The organism is Xanthomonas sp. SHU 166 (assembly GCF_000364685.1).
In the GTDB taxonomy this organism is placed as follows: domain Bacteria; phylum Pseudomonadota; class Gammaproteobacteria; order Xanthomonadales; family Xanthomonadaceae; genus Xanthomonas_A; species Xanthomonas_A sontii.
The window spans coordinates 1-19,502 of record NZ_AQOJ01000020.1; the positions used below are offsets into that span (position 1 = coordinate 1).

Sequence of the window (19,502 nt, forward strand, 5' to 3'; positions counted from 1 at the left end):
GGCGGCAGGCGCTGGCGCCGCGGTGGACGTTTCGCGGGCGATGCGGTCGGACGGCTGCGCCGCGGCCGGCGCATCGATCGCCGGTGCATCGATCGCGGCGGCGGTGTTGGGCGCATCGATCAGCGCGGAGTATTCGCGGATCAGCCGCCCCTGGCCCCAATCGACCTCGATCAGGAAGCTCAGCGACGGCACGTCGACCGGCATGCGGCTGCTGACCTGGATCACCGCGCGGCCCTTGCGGGTCTGGGTGAAACGGAACTGCAGATCGCTGACCAGGCCCTGCGGGCGCTCCAGCCCGACCCGCGCGAAGGTCGCCGGCGAGGCGAGCGCCACCCGCGCCCGCTCCAGTTCGCCCGGCTCGTTGGAGATCACCGGGATCTCGGCCAGGAACGGCTCGCCCGCCTTGGACAGCACGCGGATATCGCCCAGGCCCAGGGCCAGCGCGGCCTGGCTGCAGGCCAGCAACAGCAGCGCCGCGGCAGCGCGACAGACATGGCGCAGCCCGCGCACGGCGGACACCGCATCGCCGCGATGGCGACGGAACAAACGTGGTTGTAGGCGCATCCCGCCCCTGCCCCTTGGAGTCATGTCCATCAATATATATGAAGCGGGGATTGGGGATTTGGGATTGTGGATTCGTTGCGCGCACTGCAGCGGCGGCGGGGTCGAATTGCATGGGTTGGCGCGCAATGCCGACGGAGCGCTGGCGTTGTGGTGGGGAGCAGGTGTGGGAAGGGATTCAGCCCGGACACTGGGTCGGTAAAGCCCGTCGGGACTGAAGTCCCTCCCACACGGGCGCCGCTTGAGCTACGCCATGCGGCACGACGCAAATGCCGGACACGACAACGGCCAGGGCATGCGCCACTGGCCGTTGCGTGGTTGCCTGGAGATAACGCGCTCCGCAGCGCCGAAACGGCGCTGCGGGGCTCTTACGAATCCCCAATCCCGACTCCCGAATCTCAGCCCTCCAGGGCGACCAGCTCGGCCAGCTGCACCGCATTGAGCGCGGCGCCCTTGCGGATGTTGTCGGCCACCACCCACAGGTTGAGGCCGCGCGGGTGCGAGAAGTCCTCGCGGATGCGGCCGACGAACACCGGGTCCTTGCCGGAGGCATGGGTCACCGGGGTCGGATAGCCGCCGGCCTTGTGCTCGTCGACCACTTCCACGCCCGGCGCCTGACCCAGCAGCGCGCGCGCCTGCTGGACGGTGATCTTGCGCTTGGTCTCGATGTTGACCGCCTCGGAATGGCCGAAGAACACCGGCACGCGCACCGCGGTGGGGTTCACCAGGATGCTGCTGTCCTCAAGGATCTTCTGCGTCTCCCACACCAGCTTCATCTCTTCCTTGGTGTAGCCGTTGGGCTGGAAGTCGTCGATGTGCGGGATCAGATTGAAGGCGATCTGCGCCTGGAACTTCTGCGGCTCGACGTCCTGGAACGCCAGCAACTGCGCGGTCTGCTTGCCCAGCTCCTCCATGCCCGAGCGGCCGGCGCCGGACACCGACTGGTAGGTGGCCACGTTGATGCGCTCGATGCCGTATTCCTTGTGGATCGGCGCCAGCACCGGCATCAGCTGCATGGTCGAGCAATTGGGGTTGGCGACGATGCCGCGCGGGCGGTTCTTCAGCGCGTGCGGGTTGACCTCCGACACCACCAGCGGCACGTCGTCGTCGTAGCGGAAGGTCGAGGAGTTGTCGATCACCACCGCGCCGGCCGCGGCGAATTTCGGCGCGTACTCCTTGGAGATGCCGCCGCCCGCGGAGAACAGCGCGATGTCCACGCCGCTCGGATCGAAGGTCGCCAGGTCGAGCACGGTGACCTTGTGGCCGTTGAACTCGACCTGGCCACCGGCCGAGCGCTCGGAGGCCAGCGGGTACAGCGTGGCGACGGGGAAATCGCGCTCGGCGAGGATGCTCAGCATGGTTTCGCCGACGGCACCGGTGGCGCCGACGACGGCGACGTTGAAACGACGGGTTGCATTGCTCATGGAAGATTCGATCCGCAGAAAAAGAAGGGGAGGAACAGCCGCACTGCCACGTGGATTCGGGGAACCTGCCGTGCGCGTCGCGCGCGGCGCCGCAGGCTCCCTATCGTTTTTTGTTCGCGATCGCCCGCGCACCGCTGCCGGCCGCGGCGATCGCGTCCAGGTTCAGCGCGTTGGGCGGGCGCCCGGCGTCGGCACCGATGCCCAGGGCGGCGAGCAGGTTGTCCACCGCCAGCGACACCATCGCGCGGCGCGTGGCCACGCTGGCGCTGCCGATATGCGGGGTCAGCACCACGTTGCGCAGCGCCAGCAACTCCGGACGGATCGCCGGCTCGCCTTCGAACACGTCGAGCCCGGCCGCAGCCAGGCGCCCGTTGGCCAGCGCGTCGGCCAGTGCGATCTCGTCGACCAGGCCGCCGCGAGCGATGTTCACCAGCGTCGCGGTCGGCCGCATCTTGGCCAGTGCGGCGGCGTCGACGATGTGGTGCGACTGCGCGCTGTACGGCAGCACCAGCAGCAGGTGGTCGGCGCGCGCCAGCAGGTCGTCGAAGCCGACGTACTCGGCGCGATGCGCGCGCTCCACCTCGGCCGGCAGGCGGCTGCGGTTGTGGTACAGCACGCGCATCGAGAAGCCGGCGGCGCGGCGCGCGATGGCCTGGCCGATGCGGCCCATGCCGAGGATGCCGAGGGTGCTGCCGTGGACATCGGCGCCGAGCATGGTCTGGAACGACCACTGCTGCCACTGCCCCGCACGCAGCCAGCGCTCCGCCTCGCCGACGCGGCGCGCGGCGGCCATCAGCAGCGCGAAGCCGAGATCGGCGGTGGTCTCGGTGAGCACGTCAGGGGTGTTGGTGGCGACGATGCCGGCCGCGCTGAGCGCGTCCAGGTCCAGATTGTTGTAGCCGACGCCGACGTTGGCGATGACGCGCAGGCGCGGCGCGCCAGCGATTTCGGCGGCGCCGATGCGTTCGTTGAGAGTGACCAGGGCGCCGTCCAGCGGCGCCAGCGCCTGCGCCAGGTCTTGCGGCGAATACCTGGTCACGTCCGCGGTGGTGGTCAGCGCGCAATACTCGCCCAGCCGTGCGACGACATCGTCGAACAGCGGCTGGCTGACCCACACCCGCGGCCGCGACTCAGCCATCGCCACCGCCGGGGATGCGCGGGGTCACCGTGCCGACGTCGCCGCATTGCGCGCGGTGGCGCAGCGCCTGGTCCATCAGCACCAGCGCCATCATCGCCTCGGCGATCGGGGTGGCGCGGATGCCGACACAGGGGTCGTGGCGGCCGGTGGTGATCACGTCCACCGCCTGCCCGTCCACGTCCACCGTGGCGCCGGGCAGGCGCAGGCTGGAGGTGGGCTTGAACGCCACCGAGACGACGACCGGCTGGCCGGTGGCGATGCCGCCGAGCACGCCGCCGGCGTGGTTGGACTGGAAGCCGTCCGGCGCGATCAGGTCGCGGTGCTCGGTGCCCTTCTGGGTCACCGCGGCGAAGCCGTCGCCGACCTCCACGCCCTTGACCGCGTTGATGCTCATCATCGCCGCGGCCAATTCGCCGTCGAGCTTGCCGTAGATCGGCTCGCCCCAGCCCGCCGGCACGCCGTCGGCGACCACGGTGACGCGCGCGCCGATCGAATCGCCGGACTTGCGCAGCGCATCCATGTACGCCTCCAGCTCCGGCACCTGCGGCGCATGCGGCCAGAAGAACGCGTTGTCTTCCACCGCGTCCCAGGCGAAGCCCTGCGGCAGCAGCGGCCCGAGCTGCGACAGGTAGCCGCGCACACGCACGCCGTAGCGCTGCGCCAGCCACTTCTTGGCGATCACGCCGGCGGCCACGCGCATGGTGGTTTCGCGCGCGGAGGAGCGGCCGCCGCCGCGCGGATCGCGGATGCCGTACTTCTGCCAGTAGCTGTAGTCGGCATGGCCGGGGCGGAACTGCCGGGCGATGTCGGTGTAGTCCTTGCTGCGCTGGTCGGTATTGCGGATCAGCAGGCCGATCGGAGTGCCGGTGGTGCGGCCCTCGTAGACCCCGGACAGAATCTCGATGGCATCGGCTTCGCGTCGCGCCGAGGTGTGCCGGCTCTTGCCGGTGGCGCGGCGCTGCAGGTCGTGGGCGAATTCGCTGGCGTCCAGTTCCAGCCCCGGGGGGCAGCCATCGACCACGCAGCCGATCGCCGGCCCGTGCGATTCGCCGAAGGTGGTGACGGTCAGCAGCTTGCCGAAACTGTTCGCGCTCATGTCGCTTGCGTCACCGGTCCGCGGCCAGCGCGGCGATGCGCGCGTGGTGCGCGATCAATTCGCTGCGCTCCACCGCGAAGATGCCCATCTGCCCGACCTTGAACTCGACCCAGGCGAAGTCCACTTCCGGCAGCAACTGCGCCAGCGCGCGTTCGGACTCGCCGACCTCGCAGATCAACAGGCCGTCCTCGCTCAGGTGCGCCGGCGCGTCGCGCAGGATCTTCAGCGCCAGGTCCAGCCCGTCGTCGCCCGCGCGCAGGCCCAGCTCCGGCTCGTGCGCGTATTCCGGCGGCAGCGCGTCGGTCTCGGCATGGGTGACATAGGGCGGATTGGTCACGATCAGCTCGTAGCGGCGCCCGCTCAGCCCGGCGAACAGGTCGGACTTGACCAGTTCGACGTTGTCGGCCAGCAGCCGCTCCTTGTTCTCGGCTGCCAGGCTCAGCGCCTCGTCGCTGATGTCGACCGCGTCCACCTGCCAGTTCGGGTTGTAGTGGGCCATGGCGATGGCGATGCAGCCCGAGCCGGTGCACAGGTCCAGCGCGCGCTCCACCGGGCGTCCGGCCAGCCACGGCTCGAAGCCGGCCTCGATCAGTTCGGCGATCGGCGAGCGCGGCACCAGCGCGCGCGCATCGCTCTTGAAGCTGAGCCCGGCGAACCAGGCCTCGCCGGTGAGGTAGGCGGCGGGGATGCGCTCGGCGATGCGGCGCTCGAACAGCGCCAGCACCTGCGCCTTCTCCGGCGTGGTGACCCGCGCGCTGCCGTAGGCCGGGCCGAGGTCGTGCGGCAGGTGCAGCGCGTGCAGCACCAGTTGCGTGGCCTCGTCCAGGGCGTTGTCGTAGCTGTGGCCGAAGCTCAGCCCGGCGGCGTTGAAACGGCTGGTGCCGTAGCGGATCAGGTCGATGATCGTGTGGAGTTCGGCGGCCGCGTCGGCAGTCATGGCAACAGGCAAGGCAATTCGGCCCCCGATTATAGAGGCCCGGCCGCTATGATGAGCGTTCGTTGCATGGGAAATCAGTATGTTCAACCGCACCTTCGGCATCGTCCTGGTGGTTGCCTTGGCCGCCGGCCTGGGGCTGCTGCTGGCCCAGAAGTACTTCGGCGGCAGCGCCGCCCCGGCCTGGCCGGAGACCCGCACGGTGCGCATGTACCCGCAGCCGCGCCCCCTGCCCGACTTCCACCTGCGCCAGACCGACGGCACGCCGCTGGTGCCGGGCGAGCTCAAGGGCCACTGGACCCTGGTGTTCCTGGGCTTCACCGCCTGCCCGGACGTGTGCCCGACCACCCTGGCCGACCTGGCGCGCGCGCAGAAGCAATGGGAGACCTTGCCGGACACGCTGCGCCCGCGCGTGCTGTTCGTCTCGGTCGACCCGCAGCGCGACACCCTGCCGCGGCTGGGCGAGTACGCCCACGCCTTCCACAAGGACACCATCGCCGCCACCGCCGACGTGCCCGAGCTGGAGCGCTTCGCCACCGCGCTGGGCTTCGTGTTCCAGAAGGTGCCCGGCAAGCATTACGCCGAGAACCCGAACGACTACAGCATGGACCACTCCGCCGCGATCGCGGTGCTCGACCCGCAGGGCCGCCAGGCCGGGCTGATCCGCCCGCCGTTCGATGCCGCCGCGATCGCCGCCGACCTGCAGGCCCTGACCAAGGCCACCGCCCCATGAGCCTGACCACCCGCCTGACCTACGTGCTGCCGCACCGGCTGCTGTCCTCGCTGGCGCGGCGCCTGGCCTACTCGTCGCGGCCCGGGCTCAAGCAATGGCTGATCGACACGGTGGTGCGCCGCTTCGGCGTGGACCTGAGCGAGGCCGCGCAACCGGATGCGCGTGCCTACCCGACCTTCAATGCCTTCTTCACCCGCGCGCTGAAGCCGGGCGCGCGCGTCGCCGATCCCGATCCGCAGGCGCTGCTGATGCCGGCCGACGGCCGCATCAGCCAGCTCGGCCGGATCGAGGATGGGCGCATCTTCCAGGCCAAGGGGCAGTCGTTCACCGCCGCCGAACTGCTCGGCGACGACGCGGCCGCGGCCCCGTTCGCCAATGGCCTGTATGCCACCGTGTACCTGTCGCCGCGCGACTACCACCGCGTGCACATGCCCTGGACCGGCACCCTGCGCGAAACCGTGCACGTGCCGGGACGGCTGTTCAGCGTCGGCACCGATGCGGTGCGCACCGTGCCGCGCCTGTTCGCGCGCAACGAGCGCCTGGTCTGCCATTTCGACACCGACTTCGGCCCGATGGTGTCGGTGATGGTCGGCGCGCTGCTGGTGTCCGGCGTGGAAACGGTGTGGAGCGGCGTGGAGATCCCGCGCTACGCCGACCGCATCACCCGCAAGGACTGGCGCGGCAAGGGGATTACCCTGCAGCGGTTCGAAGAGATGGCGCGCTTCAACTACGGCTCCACGGTGATCGTGCTGCTGCCGCCCGGCGTGGTCACGTTCGACCCGGCGCTGAAAGCGGAATCGCCGGTGCGGCTGGGGCAGGCGCTGGCGCGGTTGGTGCGCTGAGGCGCGCAGGGCCGCGCTGCGGCCCTTGGCGGGGCGTGTCTCTGTGGGAGGGACTTCAGTCCCGACGCATGGAAGGTGACAGACCGCCAACCCGCAATGGATGACCGAAAAGCCGCACACCCAAGACTGCGGCCGCCGCACCCTCATCCGGCGCTGCGCGCCACCTTCCCCCGAAAAAGGGGCCATGGTCCCAGAGGGAGAAGGGAGCGACAGCGCCCTACTTCTCGCAGCCCACCAACTTCAGCGACTGCCCCGGCTTCAGCGCATAACCCGGCGCACGCAAGCCATTCGCCTTGGCCAGCTCCTTCAGGTCACAGTCGTGGCGGTCGGAAATCCGGCCCAGGGTGTCGCCCTTGGCCACGCGGTAGTTGCGCACCTGCTTCTGCTTGGGCTTGGCCGGCGCGGGACGACCGGTGGCCACCGTGGTCGGCACGCCGGCGACCGGGCTGACGTCGCCCACCGCCACGTTGCCGGTGAGGTCGGCGACCGGCGCCGGGCTGCCGCTGCGCACGGCGGAGGTGACGTCGGCGGTGATCAGCGCGCGCGCCAGGTCGGCGCGCGGGCCGCTGACGCAATAGCGGTTGTACAGGCCGACGATCTTGGTGGTGGCGTTGATGGTCACCCCGGCCGGGATCCAGCCGTCCGGCTCGTAGCGCGGGTTGAGGTTGCGCAGCGCGCGCATGTAGCCGTCGCGGGTGCCGTCGCTGCCCAGGCAGATGGTCAGTTCGTAGATGGTGGTGGACTTGGCCAGGCGCAGCGTGGCCGGCTGCGCGTTGATCTTGGGGAAGGCCACGCCGTACTGCTGCGGGTGCAGGAAGATCCACGCCGCGGCGATCACCATCGGCACGTAGTCCTTGGTCTCGGCCGGGAACTGGTTGTACACCGACGCGTCCCAGAAACTGCGGCCGGGCATCTGATTGAACACGCGCGCGGCGCGGCCTTCGCCGCCGTTGTAGCCGGCCAGCGCCAGTTCGACGCTGCGATTGAGTTCGGCCATGCGCTCGTTGATGTAGACCGCGCTGGCCTCGGCGGCGCTGCGCGCATCGTAGCGGGTGTCGAAGCCGGTACCGTCCGGGCCCAGGCCGAAGCGGCGACCGGTGGCCGGCATGAACTGCATCAGCCCGGCCGCGCCCACCCGCGAATTGGCGTGCACGCGGCCGTTGGACTCCTTGGCGATGATGCCGAACAGCAGCGCTTCCGGCAGGCCGCGCTTCTCCCATTCCGGCCACATGATCGCGCGCAGGTTCTGGTAGTTCTCGTAGCTGCTCATCAGTGCCGGCCGCATGTCGGTGAGCCAGCGGCGGATGCCGGCCTGTACCGCCGGGTTGTACTCCACCATGGAATCGAAGGCGTGGCGCTTGTCGTTGAGCAGGCGCGCCGCGCGCGCGGCTTCCGGCACGTCGGCGGCGAGCGGGCTGATGTGGTCGGGGTCGGCCTGCAGCGGCGCCGAGTCGTCGTCGGCGGCATCGGTGTCGCTGGCCTGGCCCTGCGCGTCGGCCTTGGCTTTCAGCAGGCGCTTGTACGCGCCCAGATAGGTGCCCACCTCGCAGCCGCGCTGCTTGATGCAGGCCTGGATCACGTCCTCGATGTCCTCCAGCGCGGCGTCGCTTTCCTGGGTGCCCTTGGGGTCGCTGTTGCCGACCAGCACCAGGGCGTCGTTGTAGCGCTTCTCGGCGGCGGCCAGGCGCTGGTCGAGGACGGCGATGGCGGCCTGGTCGCGGGCGGACACGCGGGCTTGGGCGGCAGGAGCGGTGCAGGTCAGCGCCACGGCAGCCGCGACGGGCCACGCGTGGGTGAAGCGGAACGGAAGGGGCATGGTGGGACGCGGCGACGGAAAGGCCGCAGGGTAGCCCCCGCCGTCGCATCGCGGCAAGGTCGCGGCGGCCAGGGTCCGGCCCGCGGCGGGCCAGGGTTCATCGCCGGCGGCCATCCCGCACCGCAACACAAGTACCGCGCGCGCTGGCTCCCGTGCCACCGATGTCGTCCACCATGCCGGTGCCGCACCCGCGAACGACCACGCCTCGCAAAGACCGCGGTTGGCCGGGAGTGCCGGCAGTTGCAGGCCGGCACAGCGCGCCCGCGGTAGCGCGCACGCGTTCGGCCACGCCGCGTACGTTCTAGAATCCGGGCATCTCATTGCGGACCCCGATATGGACCCGATCCTGCTAGGCAAAGGCGTGACCGACGACATCGCAGTGCTGCTGCAACCGCGCCTGGGCAACCGCCACGGCCTGGTCGCCGGCGCCACCGGCACCGGCAAGACCGTGACCCTGATGACGCTGGCCGAAGGCTTTTCGCGCATCGGCGTGCCGGTGTTCCTGGCCGACGTCAAGGGCGACGTGGCCGGCCTGGCAATGCCCGGCGACGGCAACGAGAAGGTGCTGCAGCGCGCCCGGGAGATCGGCGTGGCCGACTACGCCCCTGCGGCCAATTCGGTGCTGTTCTGGGATCTGTACGGCAAGCTCGGCCATCCGGTGCGCACCACCGTCAGCGAGATGGGCCCCACCCTGCTGGCGCGCGTGCTGGAACTCAACGACACCCAGGCCGGCGTGCTCGACATCGTGTTCAAGCTGGCCGACGACCGCGGCCTGCTGCTGCTCGACCTGGACGACCTGCGCGCGCTGCTGGCGCTGGTGGTGGAAGAGCGCAAGGACATCTCCACCGAGTACGGCCTGGTCAGCGCGCAGTCGGTGGCGGCGATCCAGCGCGCCCTGCTGCGCCTGGCCCAGGACGGCGGCGAAGGCTTCTTCGGCGAACCGGCGCTGGACCTGGCCGAACTGATGCGCACCGCCCCCGACGGCCGCGGCGTGATCGGCATCCTCGCCGCCGCGCAACTGGTGCTCAAGCCGCGCCTGTACTCGACCTTCCTGCTGTGGCTGCTGTCGGAACTGTTCGAGCGGCTGCCGGAAGTGGGCGACCTGGACAAGCCGAAACTTGTGTTCGTGTTCGACGAGGCGCACCTGCTGTTCGACGATGCGCCACCGGCGCTGGTGCAGCGCATCGAGCAGGTGGTGCGGCTGATCCGCTCCAAGGGCGTGGGCGTGTACTTCTGCTCGCAGTTCCCGGACGACGTGCCCGACAGCATCCTCGGCCAGCTCGGCAACCGCGTGCAGCACGCGCTGCGCGCCTACACGCCGCGCGATCAGAAGGCGGTGCGCACCGCCGCCGAAACCTTCGTGGCCAATCCCAAGCTGGACGTGGCCAAGGCCATCTCCCAGCTCGGCACCGGCGAGGCGCTGGTGTCCACGCTGCAGGACAAGGGCGTGCCGGCACCGGTGCAGCAGACCCTGATCGCCCCGCCGCGCTGCCGCATGGGCGCGATCACCGACGCCGAGCGCGCGCAGGTGCGCGCCGGCAGCCCGGTCGGTGCGCGCTACGACACCCCGGTCAATCGCGAATCGGCGGCGGAACTGCTGGCGCGCCGGGTCGAGCAGAGCGTCGACCACAGCGCCGCGCCGCCGGCACGCACCCGCGAACAGGACGAAGCGCAGGACAGCGGCTTCGGCCAGGCGGTCAAGGACGCGGTGTTCGGCACCAAGCGCCGCCAGGGCATGCTCGAGGCGATGGCCAAGCAGACCTCGCGCACCATCGGCAACCGCATCGGCCAGCAGATCGTGCGCGGCATCTTCGGCAGTATCTTCGGCGGCAAGCGCTGAGCGCGGCCGACGCCAAAGGAAGCTCCAGCATGGACAGGAACGCGATGAGCGCCTTTCGATGATGTCGCGGCAAGACAAGCCGACAACGCTCCAGGGAAGCTGCCACTGCGGCTGCCTGACCGTCGCGTTCTCGACGGATCAACCGGCCGAGGACATCCGTCCGCGCGCCTGCGACTGCAGCTTCTGCCAGAAGCATGGTGCGGCATACGTTTCCGATCCCGCCGGCACGCTGCGACTGACGGCCACGCAGGCCGAGGCCGTGCATCGTTATCGCCAGGGTGCAGAGGCCGCGCAATTCCAGCTGTGCCGCCAGTGCGGGGTGCTGGTCGCGGTCACGTTCGAGCATCAGGGGCGGCTTTACGGTGCCGTCAATGCCGGCTGTCTGAACAAGACGCCGGCGTTGGGGGCCGCAGCACCGGTGTCCCCACAATGGCTGGACGCCGAGGCAAAAATGGCCCGATGGCGGCAGGCGTGGGTGCCGGACGTGCAATGGGTCATCGCTGACACCTGAGCATGCCTGCCGCACACCGTCGTCACCGGCGATCGACAGGCGCAGCGTTCAGAACACTGGATGCGCGGTTGGGCGCGGCCTTCGATCCTGGCGATGCCACCCGCAGAGACAAGAACCGATAAAGCCACGCTAGGCCAGCAGCCCGTGCAGCTTGGCGTATTGCAGCAGCATGATGGTCTTGGCGTCGGCGATCTCGCCGCTGTCGATCATCGCCAGCGCGGCATCGAGCGCCAGCTCCAGCACTTCGATCTCTTCGCCCTCGGCGGCCACGCCACCGCCGGCACCGACCTTGTCGCGATCGACATACTCGCCCACGAAGAAGTACAGCCGCTCGGTCACCGAGCCGGGGCTCATGAACGCCTCGAACACCTTGCGCACGTTCTCGATCCGGTAGCCGGTCTCCTCTTCGGTCTCCTTGCGGATGCAGGTCTCCGGATCGTGGCGATCGAGCAGGCCGGCGCAGGCCTCGATCAGCATGCCGTCGGGGTTGCCGTTGAGCAGGGTCGGCAGACGGAACTGGCGGGTCAGCATCACCGTGCGCTTGGCGCGGCTGTACAGCAGGATGGTCGCGCCGTTGCCGCGGTCGTAGGCCTCGCGCGTGAGCGCCTGCCAGCTGCCGTCGTGACGCTGGAAATCGAAGCTGACCTTGCGCAGCACGTACCAGTTGTCCGACAGCACTTCGATGTTGGTGACGCGCACGCGCGGGTTGCCGGAAACGAAGGAAGGGTCCAAGCGAAACTCCAAGGGACAAGGGATCACGGCAGGCCGCAGGCGCGGCACCCGCCACACCTCTGCCGCCGTTCGACCGGGCAGTGTAGCCAGCACGCACACCTGCGCGCCGGCACGGAGTGCGCTTTGCGCAACCGACCACACTCCCTCGGTGCCGCCGTCCGCATCGCGCCGCCGCCCCAGCCAGCCTCCCGATTGCGTGCGCCGCAGCCGACCCGCACAATCGTCACACTTCGTAGACAGGGGGCGTCATGGAAGACCGTCGTCGCGCGGGCGCGAGCCGCGTACACCGCAGCACACCCGAACCGTTCTGGGCGCGCACCCGCGCCATCGCGCTGTATCCGCTGCGCGGCGGCGCGCTGTACGCGCTGATCGCGCTGACCCTGTGCAGCCTGCTGGGCATGCTGCCCGGCATCGGCTGGATCCTGGGCATCGTCACCACCCTGGCCATCTACAAATACGCCTTCGAGATCCTGCGGCACACCGCCGACGGCTACCTGGACGCGCCGGAACGCGGCTTCGACATCGGCGACGGCGTGGTGCTGCGGCTGCTGGCGATGATGATCCTGCTCGGCGTGGCGGTGTTCGCCGCGCTGCTGCTGACCGGCCCGGTCGGCGGCCTGCTGATGCTGCTGGCGGTGGTGCTGCTGCAGCCGGGTATCCTGATTTCCCTGGCGATGGACGGCAGCCTGCGCCGCGCGCTGAACCCGGCGGTGTCGATCGGCCTGGCGCTGCGCATCGGCTGGCCGTACCTGGCCGCGTTCGGCCTGCTGTTCGTGATCCAGGCCAGCGCGCTGGGCGCCGCCGCCTGGCTGCGGCGCGTCCTGCCGCCGCTGGTCGCCGACCTGGCGGTCACCGTGGTGACGATCTGGGGCCTGTTCGCCGCCTTCCACCTGATGGGCTATCTGGTCTACCAGTATCACGCCGTGCTGGGCTACGAACCTGCCGCCGACGCCGCGAGCGGCTTCACCCGCCACGACCCGGACCAGCGCGTACTCGACGAGGCCGAACAGCTGGTGCGCGACGGCCATACCGACGACGCGCTGCAGGTGCTGCGCAGCGAAGTGCGCACCCGCGCGGTGAGCCTGGGCGTGCACGAGCTGTACCAGCGTCTGCTGCGCGGCAGTGCGCGCCAGGACGAACGCCGCGAGCACACCCGCCAGTACATCCACCGGCTGCTGCAGGAGAAGCAGGAACGGCGGGCACTGGCCCTGCAGCGCGAGGCGCTGGATGCCGATCCCGACTTCGCGCCGCTGCTGCCGGAACAGGCCACGCTGCTGGCCGAACGCGCGCAGCTGGCCGGCCAGTTCCGGCTCGCCGCCGACGGCCTGCAGGCCGCGCTGCGTGCCTGGCCGAAGGCACCGGAACACAGCACCTGGTCGCTGCAGGCCGCCCTACTGCTGGCCGAACGCTTCGGCGAGGACGCGCAGGCGCGCGGCCTGCTGGAACACGCGCTGAGCCGCTGCGACGACGAGCTGCAACGCGGCAAGCTGCAGGCGGCGTTGCGCGCGGTGACGATCGCGCCGGTCTAGCGCGCGTCGCGCACGGTGCGGGGCGCACCAACATGCCCCGCTTCGGTACCGGGCCGCGCCCTCACGCATTGGCGAGCAGGAACCGCGCCTTGTCCGCCTGCGGCAGATCCGGATACCGCGCGACCAGCGCCTCCAGCACGCGCCGCCACTCCGTTGTAGCCTGGCGTTCGCCGTGGCCCAGCGCCAGCCGGAACCAGGCCTGCGCCTGCTGCTCGCGTGGCGAGACCGCATCCTGCGCCAGCAGCGTCTCGGCCTCGACCAGCATTCCCAGCGCCATCCAACGCACGAACAACGCCGCACGCATCGATGCATCCAGATCGCCGGCCGCGTGCAGCACTCCCGCCTGCTGCCGCGCTTCCTGGGCTGATGCCGCCGACAGGCGTAGCAGCTCCAGCGCCCGTGCCCGCGCTGTCGCGGCCTGGCCGGCATTGGCGGCCACGCGGTAGCGCGCCAGCGCCACATCGAAGCGCTGCGGCGCCTCCGCCGCCAGCGCCTCCAGCAGCGCGCCGGCCTGGACGTGTTCCATCCGACCCAGATGCGCCTGCGCGCGGTCCCAGCGGTCGTCGGCCGGCATCCCGTCATCGTCGCGCAGGAACGCCTCGCGCGTCTGTCCGGTCGCCACCAGCACGGCACCGAGCAGCGCGCCGACCATCAGTCCGCCGGCATGCGCGTCGAAGCCGATGCCGGCATCGCCGTTGCACAGCAGGTTGTACAGCTCCCAGCCCAGCCACAGCGGCAACAGCACGATGGCCGGCGCACGCACGTAGTCGAACAGCACCGCCACCCAATAGAAGAAGCGCACCGGACGCCGCCCCCAGACCACGCAGAACGCGCCCATCAGCGCGGCGATGGCGCCGGACGCGCCGAGACCGGCCCCGGCCTCGCCCCAACGCCACCACAGGCTGGCCGCGCTGGAGCCGAACGCGCCGAGCAGGTACACCGCCAGGAACCGCCAGCCGCCGATCGCGCCTTCCAGCAGCGTGCCCAGCGCCAGCAGGAACAGCATGTTGCCGAGCAGGTGCATGGCGTCGGCGTGCAGGAACGCAGCGCTGAGCATGCGCGCCGGCGCCCATTCCGAACTGCGCTGCACATGGCGCAGGGTGAACACGCGCTGCAGCAGCGCGTCGTAACGCGCGCGCAGCGGCGTCCACGCCTGCTGTGCAGCGGCATCGGCGAAGGCGCTGCCGTCGCGCATGGCCTGCACGAAGCGCACGTCGTGCACGGTGGCGGCGCCGACGAAGGCCGACCGCTCCGCCGCCGGTACCTGCTGCAGTTGCGCCAACGCCTCGCGCTGACCGCTGCGTTCCAGATGGCGCGCGTAGGCCGGCGCTTCCAGCGCGCCGAGTCCGGAGTCCAGGTAGTAGCGCTGCGCCTGCCGCAGCGGCGCCGCGTCGTGGCGCTGCCAGCCCGCGTACACCGCGATGTTGAGCAGGATCAGCAGCAGCGTGACCAACGGAAAATTGTCCCGCGACAGCGGCTTGTGCAGCGGCAGGATCAACATCGAGCGACGTCCATGTGCGGGGCGGCGCCAGCTTCGGCCATCGTCCGCGGGTGCGCAAGCCGCAGTCACGCGCTAGCATCGCCACCCCGCTCCACCGCAGTCGCACCGATGAGCCGCTGGCGTCCCCCTGCCGAAAAAAGCACCGCCCTGATCACCCCGGAAGGCCATGCCCGGCTCAAGGCCGAGCTGGAGGAACTGTGGCGGGTGCGCCGCCCCGAGGTGGTCAAGGCGCTGGCTGCGGCCGCGGCCGAGGGCGACCGCTCGGAGAACGCCGAGTACACCTACCGCAAAAAGCAACTGGGCGAGATCGACCGACGCGTGCGCTACCTGAGCAAGCGCCTGGAAGCGCTGCGCGTGGTCGCCGAGGCGCCGTCCGACCCGCAGGCGGTGTTCTTCGGCGCGCACATCGAACTGGAGGATGCCGACAGCGGCGAACTGCGCCGCTACCGCATCGTCGGCCCGGACGAGACCGACGCGGCGCGCGGCTGGATCAGCATCGATTCGCCGCTGGCGCGTGCGCTGCTGAAGAAGCGCGTCGACGACGAAGTGGAAGCGCAGCTGCCCGGCGGCCGCCACAGCTTCGTGGTGGTGGCGGTGGACTACGCCGCGCCGTGAGCGCGCGGCGCCGCGGCGCCACGCGTGCCGCCCTCTGCGGCCTCAGAGCACCCGCAGATCGAGTGGCTTTGCCGACGACGCCTGCGCCGGCAACGCATCGCCGAACAGGTCGTGCTCGTCGCTGTCGGTGATCTCCACCTGCACCAGATCGCCCGGCTTCAGCCCAAGCTCGCCGCCGTTCTGGATATGCACCAGGCCGTCGATCTCCGGCGCATCGGCCTTGGAGCGCGCCACTGCGATGCCGTCTTCCAGCAGGTCGACCAGGCACTCCTGCACCGTGCCGATCTTGGCTTCCAGGCGCGCGGCGGAAATCGCCGCCTGCCGTTCCATGAAGCGCGCCAGCCGCTCCTGCTTGAGTTCCTCCGGCACCGGATCCGGCAGCGCATTGGCGCTGGCGCCTTCCACCGGCGAATAGGCGAAGGCACCGACGCGGTCGAGCTGCGCGGCGTCCAGGAACTCCAGCAACTGCTCGAACTCGGCGTCGGTCTCGCCGGGGAAGCCGACGATGAAGGTCGAACGCAGGGTGATCTCCGGGCAAAGCGCGCGCCAGCGCTGCACGCGCTCCAGGGTGCGCTCGACCGCGCCCGGCCGCTTCATCAGCTTGAGGATGCGCGGGCTGGCGTGCTGGAAGGGGATGTCCAGGTACGGCAGCAGCTTGCCCTCGGCCATCAGCGGGATCACGTCGTCCACGTGCGGGTACGGATACACGTAATGCAGGCGCGCCCACGCGCCCAGTTCCGACAGACCCTCGCACAGCGCCTTCATCCGCGTCTGGTAGCTGCGGCCGCGCCACTCGCGCTCGGCGTACTTCAGGTCCACGCCATAGGCCGAGGTGTCCTGCGACACCACCAGCAACTCGCGCACCCCACCCTTGACCAAACGCTCGGCCTCGCGCAACACCTCGTCGACCGGGCGCGACACCAGGTCGCCGCGCATCGACGGAATGATGCAGAAGCTGCAGCGGTGATTGCAGCCTTCGGAGATCTTCAGGTAGGCGTAATGCCGCGGCGTCAGCTTGACCCCGATGTCGTCCTCGGCGCCCCGCGCGCGCGGCAGCAGGTCCACGAACGGATCGTGGCGCGGCGGCAGCGCCGCATGCACCGCTTCCATCACGCTCTGGTAGTCCTGCGGACCGGACACCGCCAGCACGTCCGGATAGGCCGCGCGGATCTGCTCCGAGCGCTTGCCCAGGCAGCCGGTGACGATGACCTTGCCGTTCTCGGCCATGGCCTCGCCGATCGCCTCCATCGACTCGGCCACCGCCGAATCGATGAAGCCGCAGGTATTGACCACCACCACGTCGGCCGCGTCGTAGCTGGGCACGATCGCATAGCCCTCCACGCGCAGCTGGGTGAGGATGCGTTCGGAATCGACAAGGGCCTTCGGGCAGCCAAGGCTGACGAAGCCGACTTTGGGGGTCGCGAGAGACATTGGGGCCGGGGTCCGGGGGCCTGGGAGAAAAAACAGCGCGCGAAGTATACCGGGCCGGGGCCGCCGACGCGGCCCGGCCGGTGTGCGCCCGCTCACCCCGGCTTAGCCCGGGCGATGGATAATCGCCGCTCCCCCACTCCACAGGATTCCCCGCATGGGCCACTGGACCACCCTCGACACCGCTCACGGCCAGGTTTCCGCCTGGCACGCCCTGCCCGAGGGCACGCCGCGCGGCGGCCTGGTCGTCATCCAGGAAATCTTCGGGGTGACCGACTACATCCGCGAGGTCGCCGACCGCTACGCCGCCCACGGCTATGAGGTGCTGGCGCCGGCACTGTTCGATCCGGTCGAGAAGGACGCGCAGCTGGCCTACGACCAGGACGGCGTGCGCAAGGGCCTGGAGCTGGTCGGTGCGCTGGGCTTCGACCGCGCCCTGGACATCGTGCAGGCGGCCGCGCAGGTGCTGGCGCCGGCCGGCAAGGTCGGCACCCTCGGCTACTGCTGGGGCGGCAGCGTCGCGCTGCTGTCGGCGCTGCGCCTGGGCCTGCCCTCGGTGAGCTACTACGGCGGTCGCAACACCCAGTTCCTGGACGAGGAGCCGAAGGCACCGGTGCTGTTCCACTTCGGCGCGCAGGACGGCAGCATCCCGGCCGAGTCGATCCAGCAGCACCGCGAGAAGCTGCCGCAGATGCAGACCTTCGTGTACCCGGCCGGCCACGGCTTCGACCGCCACGTGGACCCGAACCACTACGACGCCGACAGCGCCGAGCTCGCCCGCGAACGCAGCCTGGCGTTCCTCGCCGAGCACCTGGGCTGAGCCGCGGCGTGGCCGACTTCGTCCTCGACCCGCGGCTGCAGGCCGACAGCGCGTTCGTCGCCGACGGGCCGCTGTCGCAGGTGCGGCTGATGGACGACGCGCGCTTCCCGTGGCTGGTGCTGGTGCCGCGGGTGGCCGAGGCCAGCGAGTGGATCGACCTGGACGGCGGCCAGCAGCGCCTGCTGCTGGCCGAGATCAACCAGCTCTCGCAGTTGCTGCGGCAGGAGCCGGGCGTGCACAAGCTCAACATCGGCGCGCTGGGCAACGTGGTGCGGCAACTGCACGTACACGTGCTGGGGCGGCACCCGGACGATGCGGCGTGGCCCGGCCCGGTGTGGGGCAGCGGCACCGCACAGCGCCTGCCGGCCGAGGAGTTGCAGGCGCGTGTTGCGGCGTGGCGCCAGCGGCTACGATAGGCGCCCTTTTTGCGGAAGCTGCGCCTCCATGAAATCCAATGTGATCGCCGCCATCGTGCTGATCGTGATCGGCCTGGTGTTCCTGGCCAACAACCTGGGCTGGACCAACCTGAGCCTGGGCCGGCTGATCGCCACCTGGTGGCCGGCGATCCTGGTCGCGGTCGGCGTCGGCATGCTGTTCGGCCGCGGCAAGTAGGTGGGGCCGGGATTGGGGATTTGGGAGTGGGGATTCGCCTGGGCGATCCCCACCCCGCGACTGCGTCGGGACCGCTGGCTCAACGGCGGACGTTGACCACGCGGGTGCCGGCGATCAGGTCGTGCAGGCAGCGCTTGTCCTGGCGGAAGATGAACAGCGCGTCCACCAGGGCGTAGATGCCGCCCACGATCGGCACCAGCGAGATCGCCTGGGTCGACAGATAGCGCAGCACGATCAGGCGCCAGAACGGCGGCTGCCCACCGTCCAGGTCGGCGATGCGGATCCACAGCAGCTTCTTGCCCCAGGTCTGGCCGCTCTTGGCCAGCGGGTAGCCCTGCACCAGCAGGAAGATCACCATGCCCAGCACGCCGTAGCCGAGGGTGGTCAGGAACGGCACCTGCACGCCGCTGCGCGCGGCGTCCATGACCTTGCCGAAATAGCCGGTCAGCGCCGCCACCGGCAGGAACGTCGCCAGCGAGATCACGCCGTCGATCAGCGCCGCGCCGAGGCGCTCGCCTCGTCCGGCCAGGGTCTCACCGTCGGCGATGCCCGGCAGCGCGGGCGGCAACGCCGCGTCGGGGGCCTGGTAGGGATTGGGGTCGTTCATTGCGCGCTCCTTGTGCTGTCGGAAGGAAGGGAGTGGGAGATCAGGTCCTGGGCAGGGTCACGCCGGTCTGGCCCTGGTACTTGCCGCCGCGGTCCTTGTAGCTGGTCTCGCAGACGTCGTCGGCATCGGACTGGAAGAACAGCATCTGCGCCACGCCTTCATTGGCGTAGATGCGCGCCGGCAACGGCGTGGTGTTGCTGAACTCCAGGGTCACGTGGCCTTCCCACTCCGGCTCCAGCGGGGTGACGTTGACGATGATGCCGCAGCGCGCATAGGTGCTCTTGCCCAGGCACACCACCAGGGTGTCGCGCGGGATGCGGAAGAATTCCACCGTGCGCGCCAGCGCGAAGCTGTTGGGCGGGATGATGCACTCGTCGGCCTCGATGTCGACGAAGCTCTTGGGGTCGAAGTGCTTGGGGTCGACGATGGTCGAGTTGATGTTGGTGAACACCTTGAACTCGCGCGAGCAGCGCACGTCGTAGCCGTAGCTGGAGGTGCCGTAGCTGACGATGCGCTGGCCGTCGACCTGCTTGACCTGGCCCGGCTCGTAGGGCGCGATCATGCCGTGCTGTTCGGACATGCGGCGGATCCAGCGGTCGCTCTTGATGCTCATGGGGGTTCCTGATGCCGGTGGCGGCGGCCGCAGCCTGCGCGCCGGGAGCGCGGCCGACCGATGGGGCCGGCCGCAATGACCGGCGATTCTAGCCGGTCGCGGGGCGTTCGCGGCAGGCGCCGCGCGCCGCTCAGCGCAACGCCGCGGAGA

Annotated in this window: 19 protein-coding genes and 1 pseudogene; 9 read left to right on the plus strand and 11 right to left on the minus strand. The window is 70.2% G+C overall.

Annotation, left to right across the window (positions count from 1 at the left end; genetic code table 11):
- The 5 genes and pseudogenes from D180_RS01090 to prmB all read right to left on the minus strand — a co-directional run.
- Positions 1-471: pseudogene (locus tag D180_RS01090) on the minus strand (ferrous iron transporter B); the annotation flags it as partial.
- A 488-nt stretch (positions 472-959) separates the two neighbouring features.
- The gene (locus D180_RS01095; RefSeq protein WP_017911317.1) at positions 960-1,985 is read right to left on the minus strand and encodes an aspartate-semialdehyde dehydrogenase; all 1,026 of its coding nucleotides are present in this window, start codon (positions 1,983-1,985) and stop codon (positions 960-962) included.
- A 100-nt stretch (positions 1,986-2,085) separates the two neighbouring features.
- Positions 2,086-3,123 carry a D-glycerate dehydrogenase gene (locus D180_RS01100; RefSeq protein ID WP_043090262.1) on the minus strand — a complete coding sequence of 346 codons (1,038 nt, stop codon included), beginning with the start codon at positions 3,121-3,123 and terminating at the stop codon, positions 2,086-2,088.
- Complete coding sequence (aroC, locus tag D180_RS01105; RefSeq protein WP_017911319.1) at positions 3,116-4,219, minus strand: chorismate synthase; 1,104 nt, start codon at positions 4,217-4,219, stop codon at positions 3,116-3,118. The genes D180_RS01100 and aroC overlap by 8 nt, the downstream gene beginning before the upstream one ends.
- A 10-nt stretch (positions 4,220-4,229) precedes the next feature.
- Positions 4,230-5,156: a 50S ribosomal protein L3 N(5)-glutamine methyltransferase gene (gene prmB, locus D180_RS01110; protein WP_017911320.1), complete on the minus strand. Its 927-nt coding sequence runs from the start codon at positions 5,154-5,156 to the stop codon at positions 4,230-4,232.
- Positions 5,157-5,235: 79 nt separating this feature from the next.
- On the opposite strand from prmB, the gene D180_RS01115 reads away from it, so the two are divergent.
- Complete coding sequence (locus tag D180_RS01115) at positions 5,236-5,886, plus strand: SCO family protein (RefSeq protein WP_010340523.1); 651 nt, start codon at positions 5,236-5,238, stop codon at positions 5,884-5,886.
- The gene (gene asd / locus D180_RS01120; protein WP_017911321.1) at positions 5,883-6,728 is read left to right on the plus strand and encodes an archaetidylserine decarboxylase; all 846 of its coding nucleotides are present in this window, start codon (positions 5,883-5,885) and stop codon (positions 6,726-6,728) included. The genes D180_RS01115 and asd overlap by 4 nt, the downstream gene beginning before the upstream one ends.
- 217 nt (positions 6,729-6,945) lie before the next feature.
- Here the strand turns inward: asd and D180_RS01125 are convergent, their stop codons facing one another.
- Positions 6,946-8,544, minus strand: coding sequence for a transglycosylase SLT domain-containing protein (locus D180_RS01125; protein WP_017909108.1), 1,599 nt, complete (start codon positions 8,542-8,544; stop codon positions 6,946-6,948).
- Positions 8,545-8,878: 334 nt separating this feature from the next.
- Here D180_RS01125 and D180_RS01130 point away from each other — a divergent pair, with 334 nt between their 5' ends.
- Complete coding sequence (locus D180_RS01130; RefSeq protein ID WP_017911322.1) at positions 8,879-10,384, plus strand: helicase HerA-like domain-containing protein; 1,506 nt, start codon at positions 8,879-8,881, stop codon at positions 10,382-10,384.
- A 58-nt stretch (positions 10,385-10,442) separates the two neighbouring features.
- Positions 10,443-10,895: a GFA family protein gene (locus D180_RS01135; RefSeq protein WP_017911323.1), complete on the plus strand. Its 453-nt coding sequence runs from the start codon at positions 10,443-10,445 to the stop codon at positions 10,893-10,895.
- 129 nt (positions 10,896-11,024) lie between these two features.
- On the opposite strand, the gene nudK is transcribed toward D180_RS01135, so the two are convergent.
- On the minus strand, positions 11,025-11,627 hold the full coding sequence (nudK, locus tag D180_RS01140) for a GDP-mannose pyrophosphatase NudK (protein ID WP_017911324.1): 603 nt from the start codon (positions 11,625-11,627) through the stop codon (positions 11,025-11,027).
- A 248-nt stretch (positions 11,628-11,875) separates the two neighbouring features.
- Between nudK and D180_RS01145 the strand changes: the two genes are divergently transcribed.
- Positions 11,876-13,156, plus strand: coding sequence for a membrane protein (locus tag D180_RS01145; protein ID WP_017911325.1), 1,281 nt, complete (start codon positions 11,876-11,878; stop codon positions 13,154-13,156).
- 61 nt (positions 13,157-13,217) lie between these two features.
- Here D180_RS01145 and D180_RS01150 read toward each other — a convergent pair whose 3' ends face one another.
- A complete protein-coding gene (locus D180_RS01150; protein ID WP_017911326.1) occupies positions 13,218-14,657 on the minus strand; it encodes a rhomboid family intramembrane serine protease in 1,440 nt (479 codons plus the stop codon).
- Between the two features lie 108 nt (positions 14,658-14,765).
- Between D180_RS01150 and greB the strand changes: the two genes are divergently transcribed.
- Complete coding sequence (greB, locus tag D180_RS01155) at positions 14,766-15,272, plus strand: transcription elongation factor GreB (RefSeq protein WP_017911327.1); 507 nt, start codon at positions 14,766-14,768, stop codon at positions 15,270-15,272.
- A gap of 42 nt (positions 15,273-15,314) precedes the next feature.
- Here greB and rimO read toward each other — a convergent pair whose 3' ends face one another.
- Entirely contained in the window at positions 15,315-16,703 is a 1,389-nt protein-coding gene (gene rimO, locus D180_RS01160) for a 30S ribosomal protein S12 methylthiotransferase RimO (RefSeq protein ID WP_017911328.1), read from the minus strand.
- A 154-nt stretch (positions 16,704-16,857) separates the two neighbouring features.
- On the opposite strand from rimO, the gene D180_RS01165 reads away from it, so the two are divergent.
- The 3 genes from D180_RS01165 to D180_RS23215 are packed head-to-tail and all read left to right on the plus strand — an operon-like array spanning position 16,858 to position 18,132.
- The gene (locus D180_RS01165; protein ID WP_017911329.1) at positions 16,858-17,520 is read left to right on the plus strand and encodes a dienelactone hydrolase family protein; all 663 of its coding nucleotides are present in this window, start codon (positions 16,858-16,860) and stop codon (positions 17,518-17,520) included.
- 8 nt (positions 17,521-17,528) lie between these two features.
- On the plus strand, positions 17,529-17,936 hold the full coding sequence (locus D180_RS01170) for an HIT family protein (RefSeq protein ID WP_017911330.1): 408 nt from the start codon (positions 17,529-17,531) through the stop codon (positions 17,934-17,936).
- 28 nt (positions 17,937-17,964) lie between these two features.
- Complete coding sequence (locus D180_RS23215) at positions 17,965-18,132, plus strand: DUF5668 domain-containing protein (RefSeq protein WP_003467495.1); 168 nt, start codon at positions 17,965-17,967, stop codon at positions 18,130-18,132.
- 79 nt (positions 18,133-18,211) lie between these two features.
- Here D180_RS23215 and D180_RS01180 read toward each other — a convergent pair whose 3' ends face one another.
- Positions 18,212-18,739: an RDD family protein gene (locus D180_RS01180; RefSeq protein WP_017911331.1), complete on the minus strand. Its 528-nt coding sequence runs from the start codon at positions 18,737-18,739 to the stop codon at positions 18,212-18,214.
- Positions 18,740-18,779: 40 nt separating this feature from the next.
- Entirely contained in the window at positions 18,780-19,352 is a 573-nt protein-coding gene (gene dcd / locus D180_RS01185; protein ID WP_017911332.1) for a dCTP deaminase, read from the minus strand.
- Positions 19,353-19,502: the final 150 nt, after the last annotated feature.